This is a genomic window from Solidesulfovibrio carbinoliphilus subsp. oakridgensis (assembly GCF_000177215.2).
GTDB classification, from domain to species: Bacteria; Desulfobacterota; Desulfovibrionia; order Desulfovibrionales; family Desulfovibrionaceae; genus Solidesulfovibrio; species Solidesulfovibrio carbinoliphilus.
Genome location: NZ_CM001369.1, coordinates 51,655 through 68,140 on the forward strand (window position 1 = coordinate 51,655; position 16,486 = coordinate 68,140).

Genomic DNA, 16,486 nt, shown 5'->3' on the forward strand with positions numbered 1-16,486 from the left:
GGAGAAGTAATGCTACCGATTTTCCAAGAGCACGCCGCGCTCCACGCCGTTGGCAGCCGGAGCGGGAAAGGCGCAACCCTCGAAAAAACTGCCGGGGCGGAGTGTGGCCGTTCGGGTAAAAACAGGGGAAGAGCATGACTTGCAACAGGGTGCTGCTCATCATGCCAGACGTCTGCCGGTACGACCACTATCAATGGGTTCCGAGCAGCTTGCTTTTTCTGGCCGCAACTTTGCTGGATGCCGGCTATCGTCCCCTGGTCATCGACGACCGCATTCAGTCGCGGGAGGCGACCTTGCAGGCCGTCCAGGCCCATCTGGACGAGACCCTGCTCGTGGGCGTCGCGGTCTCAAGCGGCGAACAGCTCGCCCACGCCGCCCAAATCCTGGAAGCCATCGCGGCCGTATCCGATGTCCCTCTTGTGGTCGGCGGTCCCCTGCCCTCGGCCCTGCCGGAACAAATGTTCGAGCATCCGGCCGTTGATTTCGTTATTTGCGGCCGGGGCGAAGGCCCGATCCGGCAATTGTGCGATAGGTTGCGCGATGGCCGCAACGACTTCGATACCACGCCGCGCCTGTGGTGGCGCACGCCGGAAGGTATCCGGCAGTCCAGCGCCGCCCGGCATTCGGAACGCGTCAACGACTTGCCGCCTCTGCCGTATCTGAACAAAGATGTCATCGACATCTGGAATTATATCAATCCGGAAACACACGCCTTCAACTACAGTACCGCTGTTGGTTGCGTGGGCCGCTGCAGTTTCTGTTACTGGCACGACTCCTATACATATTCCTGGTTCGACAACCAGCGTGTCGTAGACGAACTAGAGTCGCTCGGCCGGCAGCTTTCCCTGCGCAACGTCACCTTTGACGACCCGACCTTTTTTGTCGGCCGTTCGCGGACCATGGATCTGGTCGAACGCCTGCTGGCCAGCGAGGTGCGCTTCAAGTGGCGGGCCAACGCTCGCGTGGACACCTTCAAGCCTTTCACCATTGAAGATGTGCACACCATGGAACGTTCCGGCTGCCACCTCATCCACGTGGGCATGGAATCGGGTTCCCAACGCATCCTTGACCTCATGCACAAAAACATCACCGTCGACGACGCCCTCGACATGGCCCGCAAGTTCGCGACAAGCTCCATCCACCTGCGGTGCCACCTGATCATCGGCATTCCCGGCGAGACCATCGACGATATCCGCCGTTCGGGGGAACTGATCACCGAGATCGGGCGTATTAAAAAAGAGTTCGATTATACGGTCAACATCTTCATTCCCTATCCCGGAAATGCCTTGACAGAACTTGCCGCGACCATGGGCTATACCCCCCCGGACACCCTGATGGGGTATGTCGGCGTGGAACAGCATGGCTGCCTCCAGCGCACCAACGCCAACGGCCAGGCGCTGCCTTCCCTCTGGGACATCGACTACCGGCTGGACTGGTTTGAGCCTGCATATCAGAAGCAGCACGAAATTGCCTGGAAGGCCCTGCTCCCCGAGCTGGGAAAAATTCGGACCGTGGACGGCCGGTCATACCATTTTCACAAAAAAGGGGAGGTCCCGGGCCTGTCGTGACGGGACCGGGACCTTTCCTCTTCGGGCCGGCGCGAGGAGGTTGGAAAAAGCGATTCTTTCGTTGCCGCCTTCATCGACAAGGGGCCAGCGGGCCGCCGGATGCCCGTGCCGGCCCGCTGGCCGGGCTACATGTAGCCAAGCGAGCGCAGCTGCTCCATGGCCTCTTCCTTTTCCTGGTCCCGGCCGGCCCGCTCGCCCGAGCGGTCCTCCAGGTCCTGTTCCCAGGCGGGCAGGTCGCTTTGGCGCACCGTGCCGGTCTTGGTGCCAAGGCTGCGGTAGCCCTTGGCGTAGAGTTCGCAAAAGGGGATGCCGCGCGACCGGGTGATGTCCCAGACGTCGCGTTCGCGCAGGTGCAGGATCGGGTGGACGCGCAGGTGCGGCGGGTCCTCGCGCGGGCTCTCGTAATCCTCGTTCGCCCGGGCCGGGTGCTCGTCCCAGCGGATGGCCGTGGCCAGGGCGGCCACGTGGTTGTCGCGCAAAAAGCCGTTCATGGGCGCGACCTTCATGAGCTGGTTGCCGACCGGCGATTCCGGGTCAAAGGGGAAGCCCTCGCCCGTGAACCCGGCCCGGGCCACCTCGGCCCGGCTCTCCGGGGACAGGTCGGCCACGGCCAGGTAGTCGCCGATGGCCGGACGGCGGGACAGGACGTCGGTGTTGGCGGCGACCGTCAGGTCAAGCCCCCACTCCCGGACCATCCGTTCCTGAAAGGCCTGGATCTCCGGAAACGGGTCGCCCTCGTCGATGGTCAGCACCCGGGGCATGGGCAGGGACCGTTCCCGGCAGGCCTCCCGGGTCAGCCACAGGACCAGCGTGCTGTCCTTGGCCCCGGTCCAGGCCAGCCAGAAATCCGGGCCGAAACGGTCGATGGCCGCCAGGACCACGGCCTTCCCGGCCGCGATCTTCTCTTCCAGGGGCAGGGCCCAGCGGGCCTGCCGTTCGGTGTCGTTCATGCTATCTCCTTGGGATGGCGAGGACTACGGTCCGGGATCGCTTGGGAGGGAGTCCGGTTACAATCCCAGCCACAGGGCCAGGGTTCGATTGATTTGCACCATGACCGCATCATCCAATCGGCCCACCACCTGGCGCAGGCGATCGCGTCTGACGGCTGAAATTTTATCCACCATGATTTGGGATGTCGTTTCAAGCCCGTTGGTGGCAGTCGGTTCCACGGAAATCCGAAAAAGCGGCGCATCGATCAGGCAAGACGAAAAGGGGCAGACCACAATGCTGGCATGGGTCGGGTTGGCCTGGTCATGCTGCACCACGACGGCCGGACGCATTTTCCCGTAGTCGCCTGACAGGGAAACGATGACGACATCGCCGCGTTTCATGGCTCATCCCAAGCCCGGACATCGTCCAAAAAGGTCATGACCTCCTGTTCTTCCGGGCTGCGGCTGGCCAGGAGGGATTGACGCCGCAACGCGCTGGAAATAGCCGGGGAACGCGTGTCCGGTATCCAGATCTGGACGGATCGAAGTCCCTTTTGCTTCATCTTGCAGCGGTATTGCCGCATCTTTTGGCCGGGAGTGAGGGGGGCGGTTTGCATAGCCATTCTCCTGCCTCCGTAACGTAGTTACCGTAAAATCGTCTGTCAAGAAGGGAGAATCGAAAAAAATAATTGGTTCACGTTTCCCCTTGGAACGGTTCCGGGAAAACGTGGCGCGCCGGGGCAGCCGCGCGGTGGTCACCCTTGCCAGGGCCGGACCAAAAATGCCATAAAACACACCGCTGTATCGGTGTGCACCCGGGGCAGGCCTTTTCGCGCGATCCTTGATCTTCCACAGGCGGCACAGGACATGAGCGAGACGCGAACCGACTCCGGCCCCGGCCCCCTGGCCGCCGCCCGGACCCGCGTGGCCGCCCTCGAAGCCCGGGTGGCGGACCTGCTCGCCCGCCAGGAGCGGTGCGAACTGTTTTTCCAGCACTCGGTCATGGGCATCCTGATCGGGGACGCCGCCGGCCGGATCCTCGACGCCAATCCCCGGGCCCTGGCCCTGCTCGGCTATGCGGCCGGGGAGCTTTGCGGCAAAAACATCCGCGACATCGTCCATCCCGACGACCAGCAGGCCGTTTCCGTGGACGCGGGACCGCAGGCCGCCCGGCTGGGCCGGTCTTTTTCCATCGAACGGCGGTGGCGGCGAAAAAACGGCTCCTGGCTGCCGGTGCAGGTCGATTTCAGCCAGCTCGACGCGGCCTCCGGCCTCTTTCAGGTCATGATCCAGGACATCACCGCCCGAAAGGCCGCCGAAGAGGCCACCATCGCCGCCCTGGCCCTGGCCGAGACCGCCAGCCAGGCCAAATCCGCCTTCCTGGCCAACATGAGCCACGAAATAAGGACGCCCTTAAACGGCGTCATGGGCATGCTCCAGCTTCTTGCCGGCACCCCGACCACGCCCGAGCAGGCCGACTACCTGGCCACGGCCATGGACTCGGCCTCGGGACTGCTGCGCATCCTGTCCGACGTCCTCGACATCTCGCACCTCGACAGCGGCCGCATGGTCCTGGCCGACGAACGCTTCGCGCTGACCGACGTCCTCGAACCGGTGGCCGCCTCCTTTGCCCACGAGGCGGCCCTCAAAAGCCTGGCCTTTTCCCGGCGCGTGGCCCCGGACACCCCGGACGAACTGCGGGGCGACCCGGGCCGGGTGCGCCAGATCCTCTACAATCTCACGGCCAACGCCATCAAATACACCCCAAGCGGCGAGGTCCGGCTGGAAGTGGCTCCGGTGCCCGGGGAGGCCGACGCGGCCGGGGCGACCCTGGAATTCCTGGTGGCCGACACGGGCATCGGCATCGCGCCGGCCATGCAGGAGCAGGTGTTCGAGATCTTTTCCCAGGCCGATCCGTCGGTCACCCGTTCCTATGGCGGCACCGGCGTGGGCCTGGCCATCGTCAAGGGCCTGACCGACCTCATGGGCGGCCGGGTGACGCTTTGCAGCCAGGAAGGCTTTGGCACCGAGGTCCGGGTGCGGCTGCGGTTCGCCCGGCCCGGGGACGCCACCCGGGCCTGCGCCGCCGGGACGCCCCCCTGCCTGTCCGGCCGGCGGGTGCTGGTGGTCGAGGACGAGACCATAAACCGGCTGACCATCCGGGCCATGCTGCGCAAGTTCGACTGCGAGCCGGCCATGGCCGAAAACGGGAGGCAGGCGCTGGCCCTTTTGGCGGAAAAGGATTTCGACTGCGTACTGATGGACGTGCAGATGCCGGTCATGGACGGCCTGACCGCCACCCGGGCCATCCGGCAGGGGGAGGCGGGGGTGCGCAATCCCGGAGTGCCCATCATCGCCCTGACCGCCCACGCCATGGACGAGGACCGCCACGCGGCCGAGGCGGCCGGCGTTACCGGTTATCTGGTCAAGCCCGTGGACATGGACGCCCTGGTCCGGGCCATGGGCAAGGCGTTTTGCGGCGGCGACCGGGAGGAATGAGGAGGAGAGGGGACGCCTGTTTAGGCCACTTTGGGCGTCAGGCGTTCCACGGCGATGGCGCAATTTCGCTGGCGGACCTGGGCCAGATCGTGGCGCATCTGCATTCCAAGCCAGGTGTCCGCCGTGCTGCCGAAGGCCTTTTCAAAGCGGACGGCCATTTCCGGGGTGACGGCGCTGCGCCCGGCAATGACGTTATGCAGTTGCTGGCGCGTGATGCCTATTCCCCTGGCGGCTTCCGCGACGCTCAGGCCAAGATCCTCAAGGCATTCCTTGACGAGAAGGCCGGGATGTACGGGATTTTTCATCATGCGCGGCAGTGGTCCACGGCGTCGAACCGGGGAATGGAGCCGATTTCCGCTTCCTTGTCCTCTTCCAGGCGGTCTCGATCGATCTCGAAAAGCATCTGCAGATTCATCCAATACTGGGGCGTGGTCCCGAAAAACCGGGCCAGCCGCCGGGCCGTGTCGGCCGTGACGGTACGCTGGCCCCGAAGGACCTGGCTGATCCGGTTGGCCGGCACCTTGAGGTAGCCGGCCAACTGGTTGGCGCTCATGTGCAGCGCTTCCAGCTCTTCGGCCAGAATTTCGCCGGGATGAATAGGGGTGCGCATGGTCTTGTCTCTCTTCTTTTGTACGATACGAGACGTGCTTCCGGCCAAACCGTCGTTTCGGCTCAGTGGTAATCCACGATCTCCACGTTTTCCGCTCCGGAGGGCCCCCAGGTGAAGCAGAGCCGCCATTTGTCGTTGATGCGGATGCTGCACTGCCCTTCGCGGTCGCCGTGCAAGGCCTCGAATCGGTTGCTCGGCGGCTGGCGCAGGTCGATCAGTTCCACGGCCGCTTCGAGCTTGCGCAAGGCCCGTTCCGCGCTTCGCTGAAAGGCCCGGAACCGTTTGTCGCAGTCGCCGTCCTCATAAAGTTTGCGGGTCTTTTTGCAGCGAAACGACTGGATCATGTCCTTCTCACCGGTCGGGTGGAATGCGGCAACGGCTGACTGAATTTAAGACGCTATACGTCATACGTCAAGAAAAGGGGGAGCGCGCTTCCCCAAATTCTGGAATCTGCATTCTCTACTTCCCCTCCGCCGCCAGTCGGTAGGCTTCCAGGCACAGGGCGACGGCCGGGTCCCAGGTCAGTTCCCTGGCCCGGGCCAGGCCCCGGGCGGACAGATCGGACGCCAGGGCCGGGTCGGTGAGGATCCGGGCCAGGGCGTCGGCCAGGCCGGCCGGGTCGCGGGGATCGACGAGGAGCGCCGCCCCGGCCGCCACCTCGGGCACGGCCGGGGCCGTGCTCGCCACCACCGGCGCGCCGCAGGCCATGGCCTCGGCTACCGGCAGGCCGAAACCCTCGCCGAAGCTCGGATAGGCGAAGACCGCCGCCCCGCAATAGAGCGCCGGCAGATCGGCCTGGGGCACGGACCCGGCAAAGACGAGGCCCGCCCCGCCGCCGTCGGCCGTGATGCGGGCGTGGAAATCGGCAAAAAGCCGGTCCCGGCCGCCGGCCAGGACCAGGGCCGGCGCGTTCTCTCCCAGCCGTTCCCGCAAGATCCGGTAGGCGGCCACCAGGCCGGGGATGTTTTTTCGCGGCTCGATGCGCCCGACCGACAGGATGTACGGCCCGTCCGGGATGCCCAGGCGAGCGCGCAGGGCGGTCATGGCCCCCGGATCCCGGACCGGCGCGAACTCCTCCCCCACGCCGAGATGGGCAAAGGCGATCCGGTCCGGCGGCACCTTGTAGCGGGCCACGATTGCGTCGCGGCTGAATTGCGAGATGGTCAGGACCCGGGCCGCCCGGCGGGCGTTTCCCGGGTAGCAAAGGCGCATGAGCGACCCGAGCCCCTTGGGGAAAAATTCGGGCATGGTCTCGTGCAGGATGTCGTGAATGGAGACCACGCAGGCCGGGCCGCCAAGAAGCGGCCCCAGGTACTGGCAGTGGAGCACGTCCACCTCCCGGGCGGCCCGGGCCGGAAACGGGGCCACCAGCCGGGCCAGCCGGCCGGGGGGAATGGGGCGGCGGGTGACGTTCGGCGCGTCCGGGGCCAGGGCCCGGATGGCCGGCGCGTCCGGGTCCGTGGCGTAGAAAACGAAGTCTATATCCGGCGCGGCATACGGCAGCCGGGCGGCCAGATTGGCCATGTAGGTCCGGGAGCCCTGGCGCAGGCCGGACAAGGTGTGGAGATCGAGGCCGACCCTCACGATTGGCCCCGCCGGCTCCGAAGCAGGGTACAAGCCCGGCCGGCCAGCCGCTCCAAAACGGCCCAGGCCGCGCCGCCGGCAAAGGCCAGGGACCGGGCCAGGACGAGTCCCGGGGCGGCCACGGCCAGGCCCCGGTCCCGTTTGCCGGCAAAGGCGGCAAACGGCAGGGCCGAGCAAAGGACCGCCACCCCGCCCGCCAGGGCCAGGACGCCGCCAAGGGCGGTCACGGGCCAGAAGATCAGCCCGAGGGCCAGCAGGCCGGCAAGGGCGGTCTGGAGCCGGACCACGCCCGGCGTATAGCCGTCGCGAAGGACCTTTTCCGGGTGGTCCCGGCAGGCGGCCAGCCGCCAGTAGGCCCGCCAGAACTTGATGCGCAGATACTTGCCCAAGGTCGCCGGGTGGCGGTGAAAGACCAGCGCCTTGGGCGCGAAGACCAGCCGGTGCCCCAGCCGGCACAGGCGGTAGGAAAATTCCGTGTCCTCGTTGTTGGCTACGGGATAGGAGGTGTCGAAGCCGCCTTCCTGCAGAAAAAGTTCCCGTCGGAAGGCCGCCGCGTAGGTGGCCACCAGATCCAGGCAGGGGAACCGGGCCGTGAAGGCGTAGCGGTCCTCGAATTCGGCCTGGGCGAACCGGGCCACCAGCTGCGGTTGCCGGGTCCGGTAGGCACCCTGCACCCCCGAGACGCCGGGATCGGCCAGGGGCCGGGTCAGTGCGGCCAGGAAATCCGGGTGGGGCTCGCAATCGGCGTCGGTGAAAACGAGGAGCTCCCCGCGTCCGGCCGTGGCGCCGGCGTTTCGGGCCGTGGCCGGGCCCTGGTTTTTCTGGCGCAGGACCGTGGCCCCGGCCGCTTCGGCCACGGCCGCCGTGGCGTCGGTGGAGCCGTCGTCCACCACGATCACCTCCACCCGGCCGGCAAACCTCTGGGCGGCAAGCCCGGCCAGGGTCGCCGGCAGGGTGGCCGCCGCGTTGTAGGCCGGCACCACCACGGTCACGTCCACGGATTGCGGCATAGGGTGTCCTTTGGAGGGAAGACCGGGGCTCTGCCCCGGACCCCGCCGGGGGGAATCATCCCCCCCGGACCCCCCGAAAGGGGGATAGGTTGAAACACCCGTGGGTTCAGACACGGGAGCCGAAGAGGAGGTGTTTGAGGAAGACCTTGCCGGCCCGAAGCGTCCGGGCCATCTCGCCGGGCGAGGCCAGCGAAAGGAGCGCCCGTTTGGCCAGAAAGGACGGGCGCAGGTAGAACCGGCGGCGGGCCAGGTCGCACAGCCGGACCAGCTCGGCGGCCGAAAGGCTCTCGTTTCGGATCACGCAGTTGTGGAGCCCCGAGGGCGTCAGCCAGTCGCGGTAGCTTGCCGCCGTCACGTGGCCGGCGGCATTGTACTCGGCATAGGCCTCGGTGCCGGGGTAGACCATGACCGGATAGAACTGGGCCGTGTCGGGGTTCAGTTTCAGGGCGAAGTCGATGGTGGCCAGGATCGATTCCCGGGTGTCGCCCGGGAAGCCGAAGATGAAGCAGCCGTGGACCTTGATGCCGGCCGCTTTGGCGTCGGCCCGGAACTTTTCCATGCGCGAGGCGGCCAGCCCTTTTTTCATGGAGGCCAGCGCCTTGGGGTCGGCCGACTCGAACCCGACGCAGACCTGCCGACAACCGGCCCGGTGCATGACGGCCAGAAGCCCGGCGTCGAGATCGGCCCGGCTGTTGGCCGACCACTCGAAGCGAAGCCCCCGGCGCAGGATGGCGGCGCAAAATTCCCGGCACCGGACCCGGTCGGCGGTGAGCGTGTCGTCCTCGAAAAAGATGGTGCGAAGGCCCGGAAAGTTGTCCAGGCACCAGCTCACTTCGTCGAGCACCTTTTCCACGGACCGGCAGCGGGCGGCCCGGCCGGTCAGGGTCTGGGGGTGCAGGCAAAAGGAGCAGCGGTAGGGACAGCCCCGCGAGGTGGCGAGTGTCACCATGGGCGGCTTGGCGTTGGGGTTGAAATAGTGGCGGATGTCCAGGTGCCGCTTGTAGACCGGGGCCACCGGGGGCAGGCGGTCCAGGTCGTCCAGATACGGCCGGTCCGGGTTGTGGACCACCCGGCCCGTGGCGTCCACGAAGGACAGGCCGTCGATCGTGGCCAGCCGCTCGGGCGTGGCCGGGCCGGATTCGAGGACCCGGGCCAGCTCCAGCACGGTCAGGTCGTACTCGCGCCGGGCCACGGCCGAGACCGCGCCGGGCGTGGCGAGAAGGACCTCCTCGGCCAGGGCCGTGGCGTGGGGGCCGACCAGCACGGTGAAGAGGCCCGGCAGGGCGGCGCGCAGGGCACCGGCCGCGGCCACGTCGGCGTCGATGCTCGGGGTGGAGGTGTCAAGCACGGCCAGGGCCGGCCGGTCGGCCCTGGCCCGGGCCAGGACGTCCTCCAGGCTCAGGTCGGCGGCCGGGGCGTCCAGGAAGGTGACGGCATAGCCGTCCTCTTCCAGTACGGCCACGGTCTGGGCCAGAAACAGCGGGAAATACAGGGTGCCGCTTTTGGTCACGGCCGGCGACCGCTGGGGCCGGGAAAATTTGGGCAGAAAAGGCGGGTTGAGCGCCAAAACAGACATCATGCGGTCGTGTCCTCCGGGGCGTGGTGGTCGAACATCGCCCCCTCATAGGCAATGGGCGGGAAAGCGGCAACCGTGTCGTGGGCCGGGCGCGCCGGCCCGACCGCTCCAGGCCACACTGCAAGCCTGTCAGTAAGCCGGTCACAAGACCACACACGCTCTCTGGGCCGCCGGCTCCGGCCGCCCCGTCCCTGGCGTTTTTGGTTTTTCCTTATTTATGATAGAATGTTACGATATAAAATTGCCGGCCGGAAAATATTGACGAAAACTCGCCGGACATTGTCCGTCCCGGTGCCTAGATTGGGAACCGGAAAACGGTTTCCGGCCAACGGTTCGGACGCCGTTTCTCCATGGGGCACCGGCGAAAGCAACGGCCCCCGCCCGGCCACACCATACCTGACCCGACCCATGATCCGACGGATGACCCGACAGGCGACCCGACCAGGGCGTTTCCCCGGGATCCGGGAAAGGGAGCAAAAAGAAGCTGATTTTTTGCAAACTCAACTGAAGCACCTTGACATAAAGGAATTTTTTCCGGAAGAAACAAGTGTCAATCCATAGAAAAGCAGGTGCTCCGTGGGAATCATCATCACGATCGCCAACAACAAGGGCGGCGTCGGCAAAACGACCCTGACATGCAACCTGGCCCACGCCCTGGCCCTCAAGGGGGGGCGGGCCCTGGTCATCGACACGGATTCGCAATGCAATGCGACCAGTCTTTTGACCGGCGGAAACATATCATTTCAAAATTCATTATATGATATTCTGACATCCCGAGATTTGGCCCCCAAGAAAGCGATCATTGAATCATCAATCAAAAAAATAGACCTGTTGCCGAACAGTTCCGATACGGCAGTCCTGGAATACGACTTGTCCCAGAACCTGCCGGAAAACTATTCCATCCTCCGTTCCAGAGTTCGTGATTATGTAAAAGAAAAGTATCAATATGTTTTAATAGATACTCCTCCAAACCTTGGTTATTTTTCCCTTTCCTCCCTTTTCGCCGCTGATTTCTGTATCGTTCCCATTTCCGCCGGTTCCGCCTACAGCATCGAAGGCCTTTTGCGGGTTTTGGCGATCATCGAGAAAATCCAGGAAGACGGCAATCCGGATCTCCGTTTCCTGCGCCTTCTCGTCAATAACATCGACCGCAGAACGGCCATGGGACGGGTTATCGTTTCCGAGCTCGAAAAGAATTTCAAAGGCAAAATGTTTGAAACGCATATTCCGCGCAGCACGGTTTTCGAACAAGCCGAATATATCAAATCGACCGTGTTCGGGAATCATGCGACAACCTATGGCGCAAAAGCCTATCGTGAATTGGCGACCGAACTAAAGCGCATTCTCGGCAGCCCTGAGTAGCCGACGATCCATCGGGGGACGCGATGCCCGAGCCCAAGCCCAGGCGATCCATTTTCGACACGCTCAAAAAGTCGGCGGACGGCCGGCTCGGCCTGGCCGAAGCCGCGCGCATGGCGGATAAGATCAGCGTCTTCCCCCAAAAGAAGCCTGACCCCACGTCTGATTCGATGTCTGGGCCGACCTATGATCCGACGGATGCCCCGACTCTTGACCCGACAGGTGATCCGACCGTCGGGCCAAGCGACGGTCCGGCAAAAGAGCCGACCCATGACCCGGCCATTGACCCGACCCGACACGCGGGTCACGTGTCGGATCATGAGCCGACACGTGACCCGACAGGTGTCGGGTCATCTGTCCCGACCGGGGTCCCGACCCGTGATCCGACTCCTGACCCGACCATTGATCCCACCCTTGGCCCGACCGCAAAGAGTGATCCGACCCATGATCCGACCGGTGATCCGACCATGCGGCGATTGGTCCGCAGCCTGCCAGAGAGCAAGCGCCGCTTCCTGCACTGGATCATCGACAACGAGCCGTCCGGCGACGATTACATCATCAGCCGGCGAACGGTGGCGAACACGCTCAAACTCACCGAGATCTCGGTCAAAAGATACTTCGCCGAGTTCGCGGGTCTGGGCTTTTTCCGCAAGGAAACGTATCGGCACGGCATCTGCCAGGGGGTCCGGTTGTTCCTGGTCCGATCCCGATGCCAGGCGTTCAAGCGCTGTGCCCCGACCTATGATCCGACAGGTGGTCCAACCACCGGGCATGATCCGACCCTTGCCCCCTCGAAAGACCCGACCCCTGATCCGACCGCTTCTTATGAAGAGAGACAGAAAGAGAATCTATCTCTCTCTCTTTCCGCCGCCCGGATCGCCGCGACCTGGCCGCACCTGTCCCGGTCCGGCTTCGGCCGGGAGCAGCTCGCCCAGATCGGGGCCGCCCTGGCCGAGCTCGGCAAGCCCGCGGACAAGATCGGGCAAAGCCTCGACCACGCCGAATGGGAGCTTTTGCGCGGGGCCATGCGCGACAAGGACGGCCGGCCCGTGGCCGATCCGTGCGCCTGGGTCTTCCGGTCCCTGGCCCGGACCGGCTATTACCGCCGCCCCAAAGGCTACGTGTCGCCCGAGGAGCAGGCCGCCAGGGATGCGGAGGAGGAGGCCCGGGCGGTCGTCGCCGCCCGGCAGGCGGCCGAGCAGGCCCGGTTTGCGGCCTGGCGGGACGGCCTGACCCCGGACGGGCTGGCCGCCGCCATGCGCGGCCACCCGGGCGGGCCGAAGGAGGCGTGGTTGAAGTCCGTGTGGAAAAGGCAGGAGAAAGGCTCCCCTTCCGTCGCCCGGTAGCGTTCCGCCCGCCCCTGGATGGCCGCCCGGCCAGGAAGGCCTGGGTTTTTGGGCTTGCGCGGATTTTTCCCCCATGTTCTTCCTGGATACACGGCGGCTTTGGGCCGCCGGCGGCGGAAAAGGCCGGCCAGAGGATGGCGGGACCGGACAAACGAGGAGAAAGGAGCGGGACATGGTGCGAAAGACAATGGCTATCCTGGCGGTTTTGACCCTGGCCGCGGCGCTTGGCGGCTGCGCCGGGAAAAAGGGCTATGCCTCGGCGGACGAGGTGTTCGTCAAGTACGACACGGACAAAAACGGCGTCATCACCAAGGAAGAGTTCACGGCCAAGTGGCAGGACAAGCAGAAGGCCGAAACCGCCTGGAAAAAGATCGACGCGAAAAACAACGGCTTTGTGGACCGGGTGCTCAGCAACGACATTCCGCTGAGCGTCTGGAACGACGTGGAGAGCCAGGACACGCCCTACTAGGCCGGGCACTTGAAAAGCGTCCGTATTTTTCGAGAGAATACCGGTTTTCCCGGTAGGCCCCAGGCAAAAGGGGCGGACACGGGCTTCGGGGACGCGAAACTTCCGGTGAAAGAAAAAGGCCCCGGCCGGCGCAGCGGGGGCGTTGCGCCGGCCGGGGCCGGATAGGCGGGATGCCGGGCGGACGCCGGCCGGGTCGCCCTACTTGGCGGGCAGGCTGGTGACGAAGAGGCTCAAGGACCCGTCCTCGTCGCGGTAGACGTTGCCGGTCAGGGTCACCTGCCTGCCCTTGAACCGCTTGTGAAACGCCTCTTCGGCCTCGAGGGTGATTTCTTCCGGCGTCAGGATGAGGTAGGTGGCGCCCTCGTCCGTGGACAGAAGCAGGCCGTCGGAATAGTCGTCTTCCACCACGCCCGTGATCGTCACCCCGGATTTGAGGGGTTTTAAATCCTCGTCGGGCGTGGCGGCCAGGCACGGGCCGGCCAGGAGGAACCAGACGGCCAGGACCGGTCCGAACGCCAGAAAAGCCATACGCATCGTCTTCATGCCGCCTCCGCGCGACGGGTCTTGGGCGAAACGTTCCGCCAGGCGCGCTCCGGCGGAACCGACATGCCTTTATACCGGAACGCGGCGGGCGGCAATCGCCGGAGAACCGGCTGTCCGGCTTGCCAAAAATGATTTCCCGGGCGTAAAACGCCCCCTGCTCCACAGAGGTGATCCCATGACCCTGGAGACCCCAGACAGGCCGGACAGGCCCGCCAGGCCGGCGCCGTCGGACCGGCCTGTCCCGCCCGGCCTTTTTGCGCTGATCGAGCGAAACGCCAACGCCAACCCTTCGGGCCTGGCCATCCGCTGCGGCCGGGAGGCCGTGACCCACGCCGGCCTGGCCGAGGCCGTGGCCCGGGCGGCCGGCGGCCTGGCCGGGCTGGGCCTTTCCAAGGGGGAGCGGCTGGCGGTTTTTTCCCGCAAGACCCCGGCCGCCATGCTGGCCTTTCTGGCCGCCGCCGCCGCGGGCGGCGTTTTTTTTCCCCTGGACCCCAACCAGCCGCCGGACATCACCCGGGGCATCCTGTCCCGGCTGACCCCGGCCGTGGTCTGCGCGGCGGCCGAGTTCCTGCCGGTGCTGGACGCCCTCTATCCGTCGGGTCCGCCCTTTGCGGTGGTGGCCATGGACGGGCCCGGCCGTCCCGGCGCGGTCCGCCTGGACGACCTGGCCGCCGGCCCCTGGCCCGCCTCCCTGCCCGCCATCGGCCGGGACGACCCGGTCTATTTGAACTTCACCTCCGGCACCACCGGGGCGCCCAAGGGGGCCGTGACCACGCTCGGGAACCTGCTGGCCAACACCGAGGCGGCCAACGAGGCCTTTGGCCTGACCCCGGAGGACGTCCACCTGTGCATGATGCCGGTCTTCGTCCACCCCCACGAGACCCTGATGCGGCCGCTTGTCCTTGGCGGCACCATGGTCCTTTGCGACCGGGTGGCCGCCCGGACCGTGGCCGAGACCTGCCAGACCCAGGGCGTGACCGCGCTCATGGCCGTGGCCGCCATCTACGAGACCCTTTTTCGCCTGCCGGCCGGGGCGGACAATCCGCTTTCCCGGCTGCGGGTGGCCGAATCCGGCGGCATGCACGTGCCCTCGGTCCTGGCCGCCGGCTTTGCCGCCCGCTTCGGCGTCGGCCTCTCCCCGGTCTGGGGCAGCACCGAGACGACCGGCATCGCCCTGGCCAACCGGCCGGGCGACCCCTACGCCGCCTGCTGCCTGGGCCGGCCCGTGCCGGGCTACGGGATCGAGGTCCTTCGCGAGGACGGTTCCGCGGCCGGGGACGGCGAGCCGGGGGAGCTCACGGTCTCCGGGCCGGGCGTGTGCCCGGGCTATTTCGGCGAGGCGGGGGGGCCGGAATTCCGGCTCCACGGCGGCCGGTTTCGCACCGGCGACATCGTGCGCCGGGAGGCTGACGGCCGGTTCTATTTCGCCGGCCGCCAGAGCATGCTCCTCAAGGTCGGGGGCATGAAGGTCTTTCCCGTGGAAATCGAGGAGGCCCTTCGCGCCCATGCCGACGTGATCGAGGCCATCGTCATCCCCATCGCCGACGACCTGCGCGGCGAGGCGGCCAAGGCCGTGGCCGTCTTGCGCCCGGGCGCGGCCGTGACCCCAGGCGACCTGCGCCGCTTCCTGTCAGGGCGGCTTCACCGCATGAAAATGCCGCGCGTCATCGAAATCCGAGACGCCCTGCCCCGAACCCCCGGAGGAAAAATCGCATGGCGCGCCCTCGTGTCGCCCTAGGCCACGCCCCCATTCCCGAGTCCCCGGACGCCTGGACCGAAAAGAGCCTTGCCGCCGTCACCCGGCTGGCCGGGGAGGTGGTCGGCGCCTGCTGCGACCTGCCGGCCCTGGTCCGGGGGCAGGTCGTCCTGGTCAAGCCGAACCTGGTCCGGCCCAACCCCTGCAATCCCTGCGCCGTGGTCACGGACGAGCGGGTCATCCTGGCCATGGTCCGGCTTTTGCGCGACGCCGGCGCGGCCCGGGTCCTGGTCGGAGACAATCCGGGCTACGGCCTGTCCCTGGCCGAGGCCATGGCCGGCATGGAACCGTTTCTGGCCCGGCTGGCCCAAAGCGGCGGGGAGCTGGTCCACTTCGACGCCGGCGACGCCGTGGCCGTCGCAAACCCGGACGCCTTTCTCTACGACCCGGTCACCCTGCCCCGGGTCCTCCTCGAGGCCGACCGCTACGTCAACCTGCCCAAGATGAAGACCCACGTGCACACCCTGGTCACCCTCGGCATCAAGAACCAGTACGGCCTGGTGCTGGACGACGAGCGGATGTTTTGCCACCGAAACGACATCAACCCCAAGATCGTGGACATCCTGCGGGTGGTGCGGCCGGACCTGACGCTCCTCGACGGCCTGTGGGCCGTCCAGGGCCAGGCCCCGCTCTCGGGCTCGGCCGTGCCGGACATGAACGTGCTTTTGGCCGGCACCGACGTCGCGGCCGTGGACACCGTGGCCGCCGACCTCATGGGCATCCGGGCCGAGGAGGTGGCCATGCTGCGCCTCGTGCGCCAGGAAGGGCTTGGGGAGACGGATCTGGCCGCCATCGAGGTGGTCGGGGCCGATCCGGCAGCCCTGCGCCGGCCCTTCGTCCGGCCGGTCATCAGTTCCATGGGGGCCTACGACGCGGTGCGGGTGGTGGAAGGCGGGGCCTGCTCGGGCTGTCTGTCGGCCCTGCGCCACGCCCTGGACAAGCTCGGGAGCGAGGGCCTCTTTGCCGGCCGCGATCCGGTCACCCTCTACGTCGGCCGGCCCATGGCCGAGCGGCGAAATCTCCGCAACGTGCGCGGCGACCTGTGGTGCTTCGGCTCCTGCGCCGCCCATCTCGTCTTCAACACCCACAAGCGGGAGGAAAACGCCGGCTTCGTGCCCGGCTGCCCGCCCCACATCCTGGACTTCTACAAGGCCTACAAGAAGCGGTACTGCGGCTAGGGCCGGCCGGCCTTTGAAAGACGCCTCCGGCGGCCAGAGGGGGGGACGCCCCCCTCTGG

Annotated in this window: 17 protein-coding genes; 7 read left to right on the forward strand and 10 right to left on the reverse strand. The window is 66.4% G+C overall.

Annotated elements, in window-relative coordinates; all coding sequences use genetic code 11:
- Positions 1-134: 134 nt before the first annotated feature.
- The gene (locus DFW101_RS18325) at positions 135-1,568 is read left to right on the forward strand and encodes a B12-binding domain-containing radical SAM protein (protein WP_009183010.1); all 1,434 of its coding nucleotides are present in this window, start codon (positions 135-137) and stop codon (positions 1,566-1,568) included.
- 125 nt (positions 1,569-1,693) lie between these two features.
- Here the strand turns inward: DFW101_RS18325 and DFW101_RS18330 are convergent, their stop codons facing one another.
- The 3 genes from DFW101_RS18330 to DFW101_RS18340 are packed head-to-tail and all read right to left on the reverse strand — an operon-like array spanning position 1,694 to position 3,120.
- Positions 1,694-2,518 (reverse strand): phosphoadenosine phosphosulfate reductase family protein, encoded by an 825-nt coding sequence (locus DFW101_RS18330; RefSeq protein WP_009183011.1) that lies wholly within the window; start codon positions 2,516-2,518, stop codon positions 1,694-1,696.
- A gap of 57 nt (positions 2,519-2,575) precedes the next feature.
- On the reverse strand, positions 2,576-2,899 hold the full coding sequence (locus DFW101_RS18335; protein ID WP_009183012.1) for a type II toxin-antitoxin system PemK/MazF family toxin: 324 nt from the start codon (positions 2,897-2,899) through the stop codon (positions 2,576-2,578).
- Positions 2,896-3,120, reverse strand: coding sequence for an antitoxin MazE family protein (locus DFW101_RS18340; protein ID WP_336469894.1), 225 nt, complete (start codon positions 3,118-3,120; stop codon positions 2,896-2,898). The genes DFW101_RS18335 and DFW101_RS18340 overlap by 4 nt, the downstream gene beginning before the upstream one ends.
- 244 nt (positions 3,121-3,364) lie before the next feature.
- Between DFW101_RS18340 and DFW101_RS18345 the strand changes: the two genes are divergently transcribed.
- Positions 3,365-4,996, forward strand: coding sequence for a PAS domain-containing hybrid sensor histidine kinase/response regulator (locus tag DFW101_RS18345; RefSeq protein ID WP_009183014.1), 1,632 nt, complete (start codon positions 3,365-3,367; stop codon positions 4,994-4,996).
- Between the two features lie 20 nt (positions 4,997-5,016).
- Here DFW101_RS18345 and DFW101_RS18350 read toward each other — a convergent pair whose 3' ends face one another.
- The 6 genes from DFW101_RS18350 to DFW101_RS18375 form a co-directional block, all read right to left on the reverse strand.
- Positions 5,017-5,304 (reverse strand): HigA family addiction module antitoxin, encoded by a 288-nt coding sequence (locus DFW101_RS18350; protein WP_009183015.1) that lies wholly within the window; start codon positions 5,302-5,304, stop codon positions 5,017-5,019.
- On the reverse strand, positions 5,301-5,606 hold the full coding sequence (locus tag DFW101_RS18355; protein WP_009183016.1) for a HigA family addiction module antitoxin: 306 nt from the start codon (positions 5,604-5,606) through the stop codon (positions 5,301-5,303). The genes DFW101_RS18350 and DFW101_RS18355 overlap by 4 nt, the downstream gene beginning before the upstream one ends.
- A gap of 62 nt (positions 5,607-5,668) precedes the next feature.
- Positions 5,669-5,950: a type II toxin-antitoxin system RelE/ParE family toxin gene (locus tag DFW101_RS18360; RefSeq protein WP_009183017.1), complete on the reverse strand. Its 282-nt coding sequence runs from the start codon at positions 5,948-5,950 to the stop codon at positions 5,669-5,671.
- 115 nt (positions 5,951-6,065) lie between these two features.
- Positions 6,066-7,190 (reverse strand): glycosyltransferase family 4 protein, encoded by a 1,125-nt coding sequence (locus tag DFW101_RS18365; RefSeq protein ID WP_009183018.1) that lies wholly within the window; start codon positions 7,188-7,190, stop codon positions 6,066-6,068.
- Entirely contained in the window at positions 7,187-8,200 is a 1,014-nt protein-coding gene (locus tag DFW101_RS18370) for a glycosyltransferase family 2 protein (protein WP_009183019.1), read from the reverse strand. Before DFW101_RS18370 ends, DFW101_RS18365 begins: the two co-directional genes overlap by 4 nt.
- Positions 8,201-8,306: 106 nt before the next feature.
- Positions 8,307-9,779, reverse strand: a complete 1,473-nt coding sequence (locus tag DFW101_RS18375; RefSeq protein WP_009183020.1) for a B12-binding domain-containing radical SAM protein — start codon at positions 9,777-9,779, stop codon at positions 8,307-8,309.
- Positions 9,780-10,352: 573 nt separating this feature from the next.
- Here DFW101_RS18375 and DFW101_RS18380 point away from each other — a divergent pair.
- The 3 genes from DFW101_RS18380 to DFW101_RS18390 all read left to right on the forward strand — a co-directional run bounded on the left by DFW101_RS18380 (position 10,353) and on the right by DFW101_RS18390 (position 12,950).
- A complete protein-coding gene (locus DFW101_RS18380; RefSeq protein ID WP_009183021.1) occupies positions 10,353-11,138 on the forward strand; it encodes a ParA family protein in 786 nt (261 codons plus the stop codon).
- Between the two features lie 464 nt (positions 11,139-11,602).
- On the forward strand, positions 11,603-12,481 hold the full coding sequence (locus DFW101_RS18385) for a hypothetical protein (protein ID WP_232286249.1): 879 nt from the start codon (positions 11,603-11,605) through the stop codon (positions 12,479-12,481).
- 172 nt (positions 12,482-12,653) lie between these two features.
- Positions 12,654-12,950: an EF-hand domain-containing protein gene (locus DFW101_RS18390; RefSeq protein ID WP_043643646.1), complete on the forward strand. Its 297-nt coding sequence runs from the start codon at positions 12,654-12,656 to the stop codon at positions 12,948-12,950.
- A gap of 198 nt (positions 12,951-13,148) precedes the next feature.
- On the opposite strand, the gene DFW101_RS18395 is transcribed toward DFW101_RS18390, so the two are convergent.
- Complete coding sequence (locus DFW101_RS18395; RefSeq protein WP_009183024.1) at positions 13,149-13,493, reverse strand: hypothetical protein; 345 nt, start codon at positions 13,491-13,493, stop codon at positions 13,149-13,151.
- Positions 13,494-13,668: 175 nt separating this feature from the next.
- Between DFW101_RS18395 and DFW101_RS18400 the strand changes: the two genes are divergently transcribed.
- Together DFW101_RS18400 and DFW101_RS18405 are read left to right on the forward strand one after the other, a co-directional pair.
- Positions 13,669-15,231 (forward strand): class I adenylate-forming enzyme family protein, encoded by a 1,563-nt coding sequence (locus DFW101_RS18400; protein WP_009183025.1) that lies wholly within the window; start codon positions 13,669-13,671, stop codon positions 15,229-15,231.
- Positions 15,207-16,427 (forward strand): DUF362 domain-containing protein, encoded by a 1,221-nt coding sequence (locus DFW101_RS18405; RefSeq protein ID WP_009183026.1) that lies wholly within the window; start codon positions 15,207-15,209, stop codon positions 16,425-16,427. Before DFW101_RS18400 ends, DFW101_RS18405 begins: the two co-directional genes overlap by 25 nt.
- Positions 16,428-16,486 lie beyond the last annotated feature (59 nt).

Bases quoted from the DNA above. Each gene is read 5' to 3' on its own strand.
- DFW101_RS18325 (WP_009183010.1), top strand. From the start codon at position 135: ATGACTTGCAACAGGGTGCTGCTCATCATGCCAGACGTCTGCCGGTAC.
- DFW101_RS18330 (WP_009183011.1), bottom strand. From the start codon at position 2,518: ATGAACGACACCGAACGGCAGGCCCGCTGGGCCCTGCCCCTGGAAGAG.
- DFW101_RS18335 (WP_009183012.1), bottom strand. From the start codon at position 2,899: ATGAAACGCGGCGATGTCGTCATCGTTTCCCTGTCAGGCGACTACGGG.
- DFW101_RS18340 (WP_336469894.1), bottom strand. From the start codon at position 3,120: ATGGCTATGCAAACCGCCCCCCTCACTCCCGGCCAAAAGATGCGGCAA.
- DFW101_RS18345 (WP_009183014.1), top strand. From the start codon at position 3,365: ATGAGCGAGACGCGAACCGACTCCGGCCCCGGCCCCCTGGCCGCCGCC.
- DFW101_RS18350 (WP_009183015.1), bottom strand. From the start codon at position 5,304: ATGATGAAAAATCCCGTACATCCCGGCCTTCTCGTCAAGGAATGCCTT.
- DFW101_RS18355 (WP_009183016.1), bottom strand. From the start codon at position 5,606: ATGCGCACCCCTATTCATCCCGGCGAAATTCTGGCCGAAGAGCTGGAA.
- DFW101_RS18360 (WP_009183017.1), bottom strand. From the start codon at position 5,950: ATGATCCAGTCGTTTCGCTGCAAAAAGACCCGCAAACTTTATGAGGAC.
- DFW101_RS18370 (WP_009183019.1), bottom strand. From the start codon at position 8,200: ATGCCGCAATCCGTGGACGTGACCGTGGTGGTGCCGGCCTACAACGCG.
- DFW101_RS18375 (WP_009183020.1), bottom strand. From the start codon at position 9,779: ATGATGTCTGTTTTGGCGCTCAACCCGCCTTTTCTGCCCAAATTTTCC.
- DFW101_RS18385 (WP_232286249.1), top strand. From the start codon at position 11,603: ATGCGGCGATTGGTCCGCAGCCTGCCAGAGAGCAAGCGCCGCTTCCTG.
- DFW101_RS18390 (WP_043643646.1), top strand. From the start codon at position 12,654: ATGGTGCGAAAGACAATGGCTATCCTGGCGGTTTTGACCCTGGCCGCG.
- DFW101_RS18395 (WP_009183024.1), bottom strand. From the start codon at position 13,493: ATGAAGACGATGCGTATGGCTTTTCTGGCGTTCGGACCGGTCCTGGCC.
- DFW101_RS18400 (WP_009183025.1), top strand. From the start codon at position 13,669: ATGACCCTGGAGACCCCAGACAGGCCGGACAGGCCCGCCAGGCCGGCG.
- DFW101_RS18405 (WP_009183026.1), top strand. From the start codon at position 15,207: ATGGCGCGCCCTCGTGTCGCCCTAGGCCACGCCCCCATTCCCGAGTCC.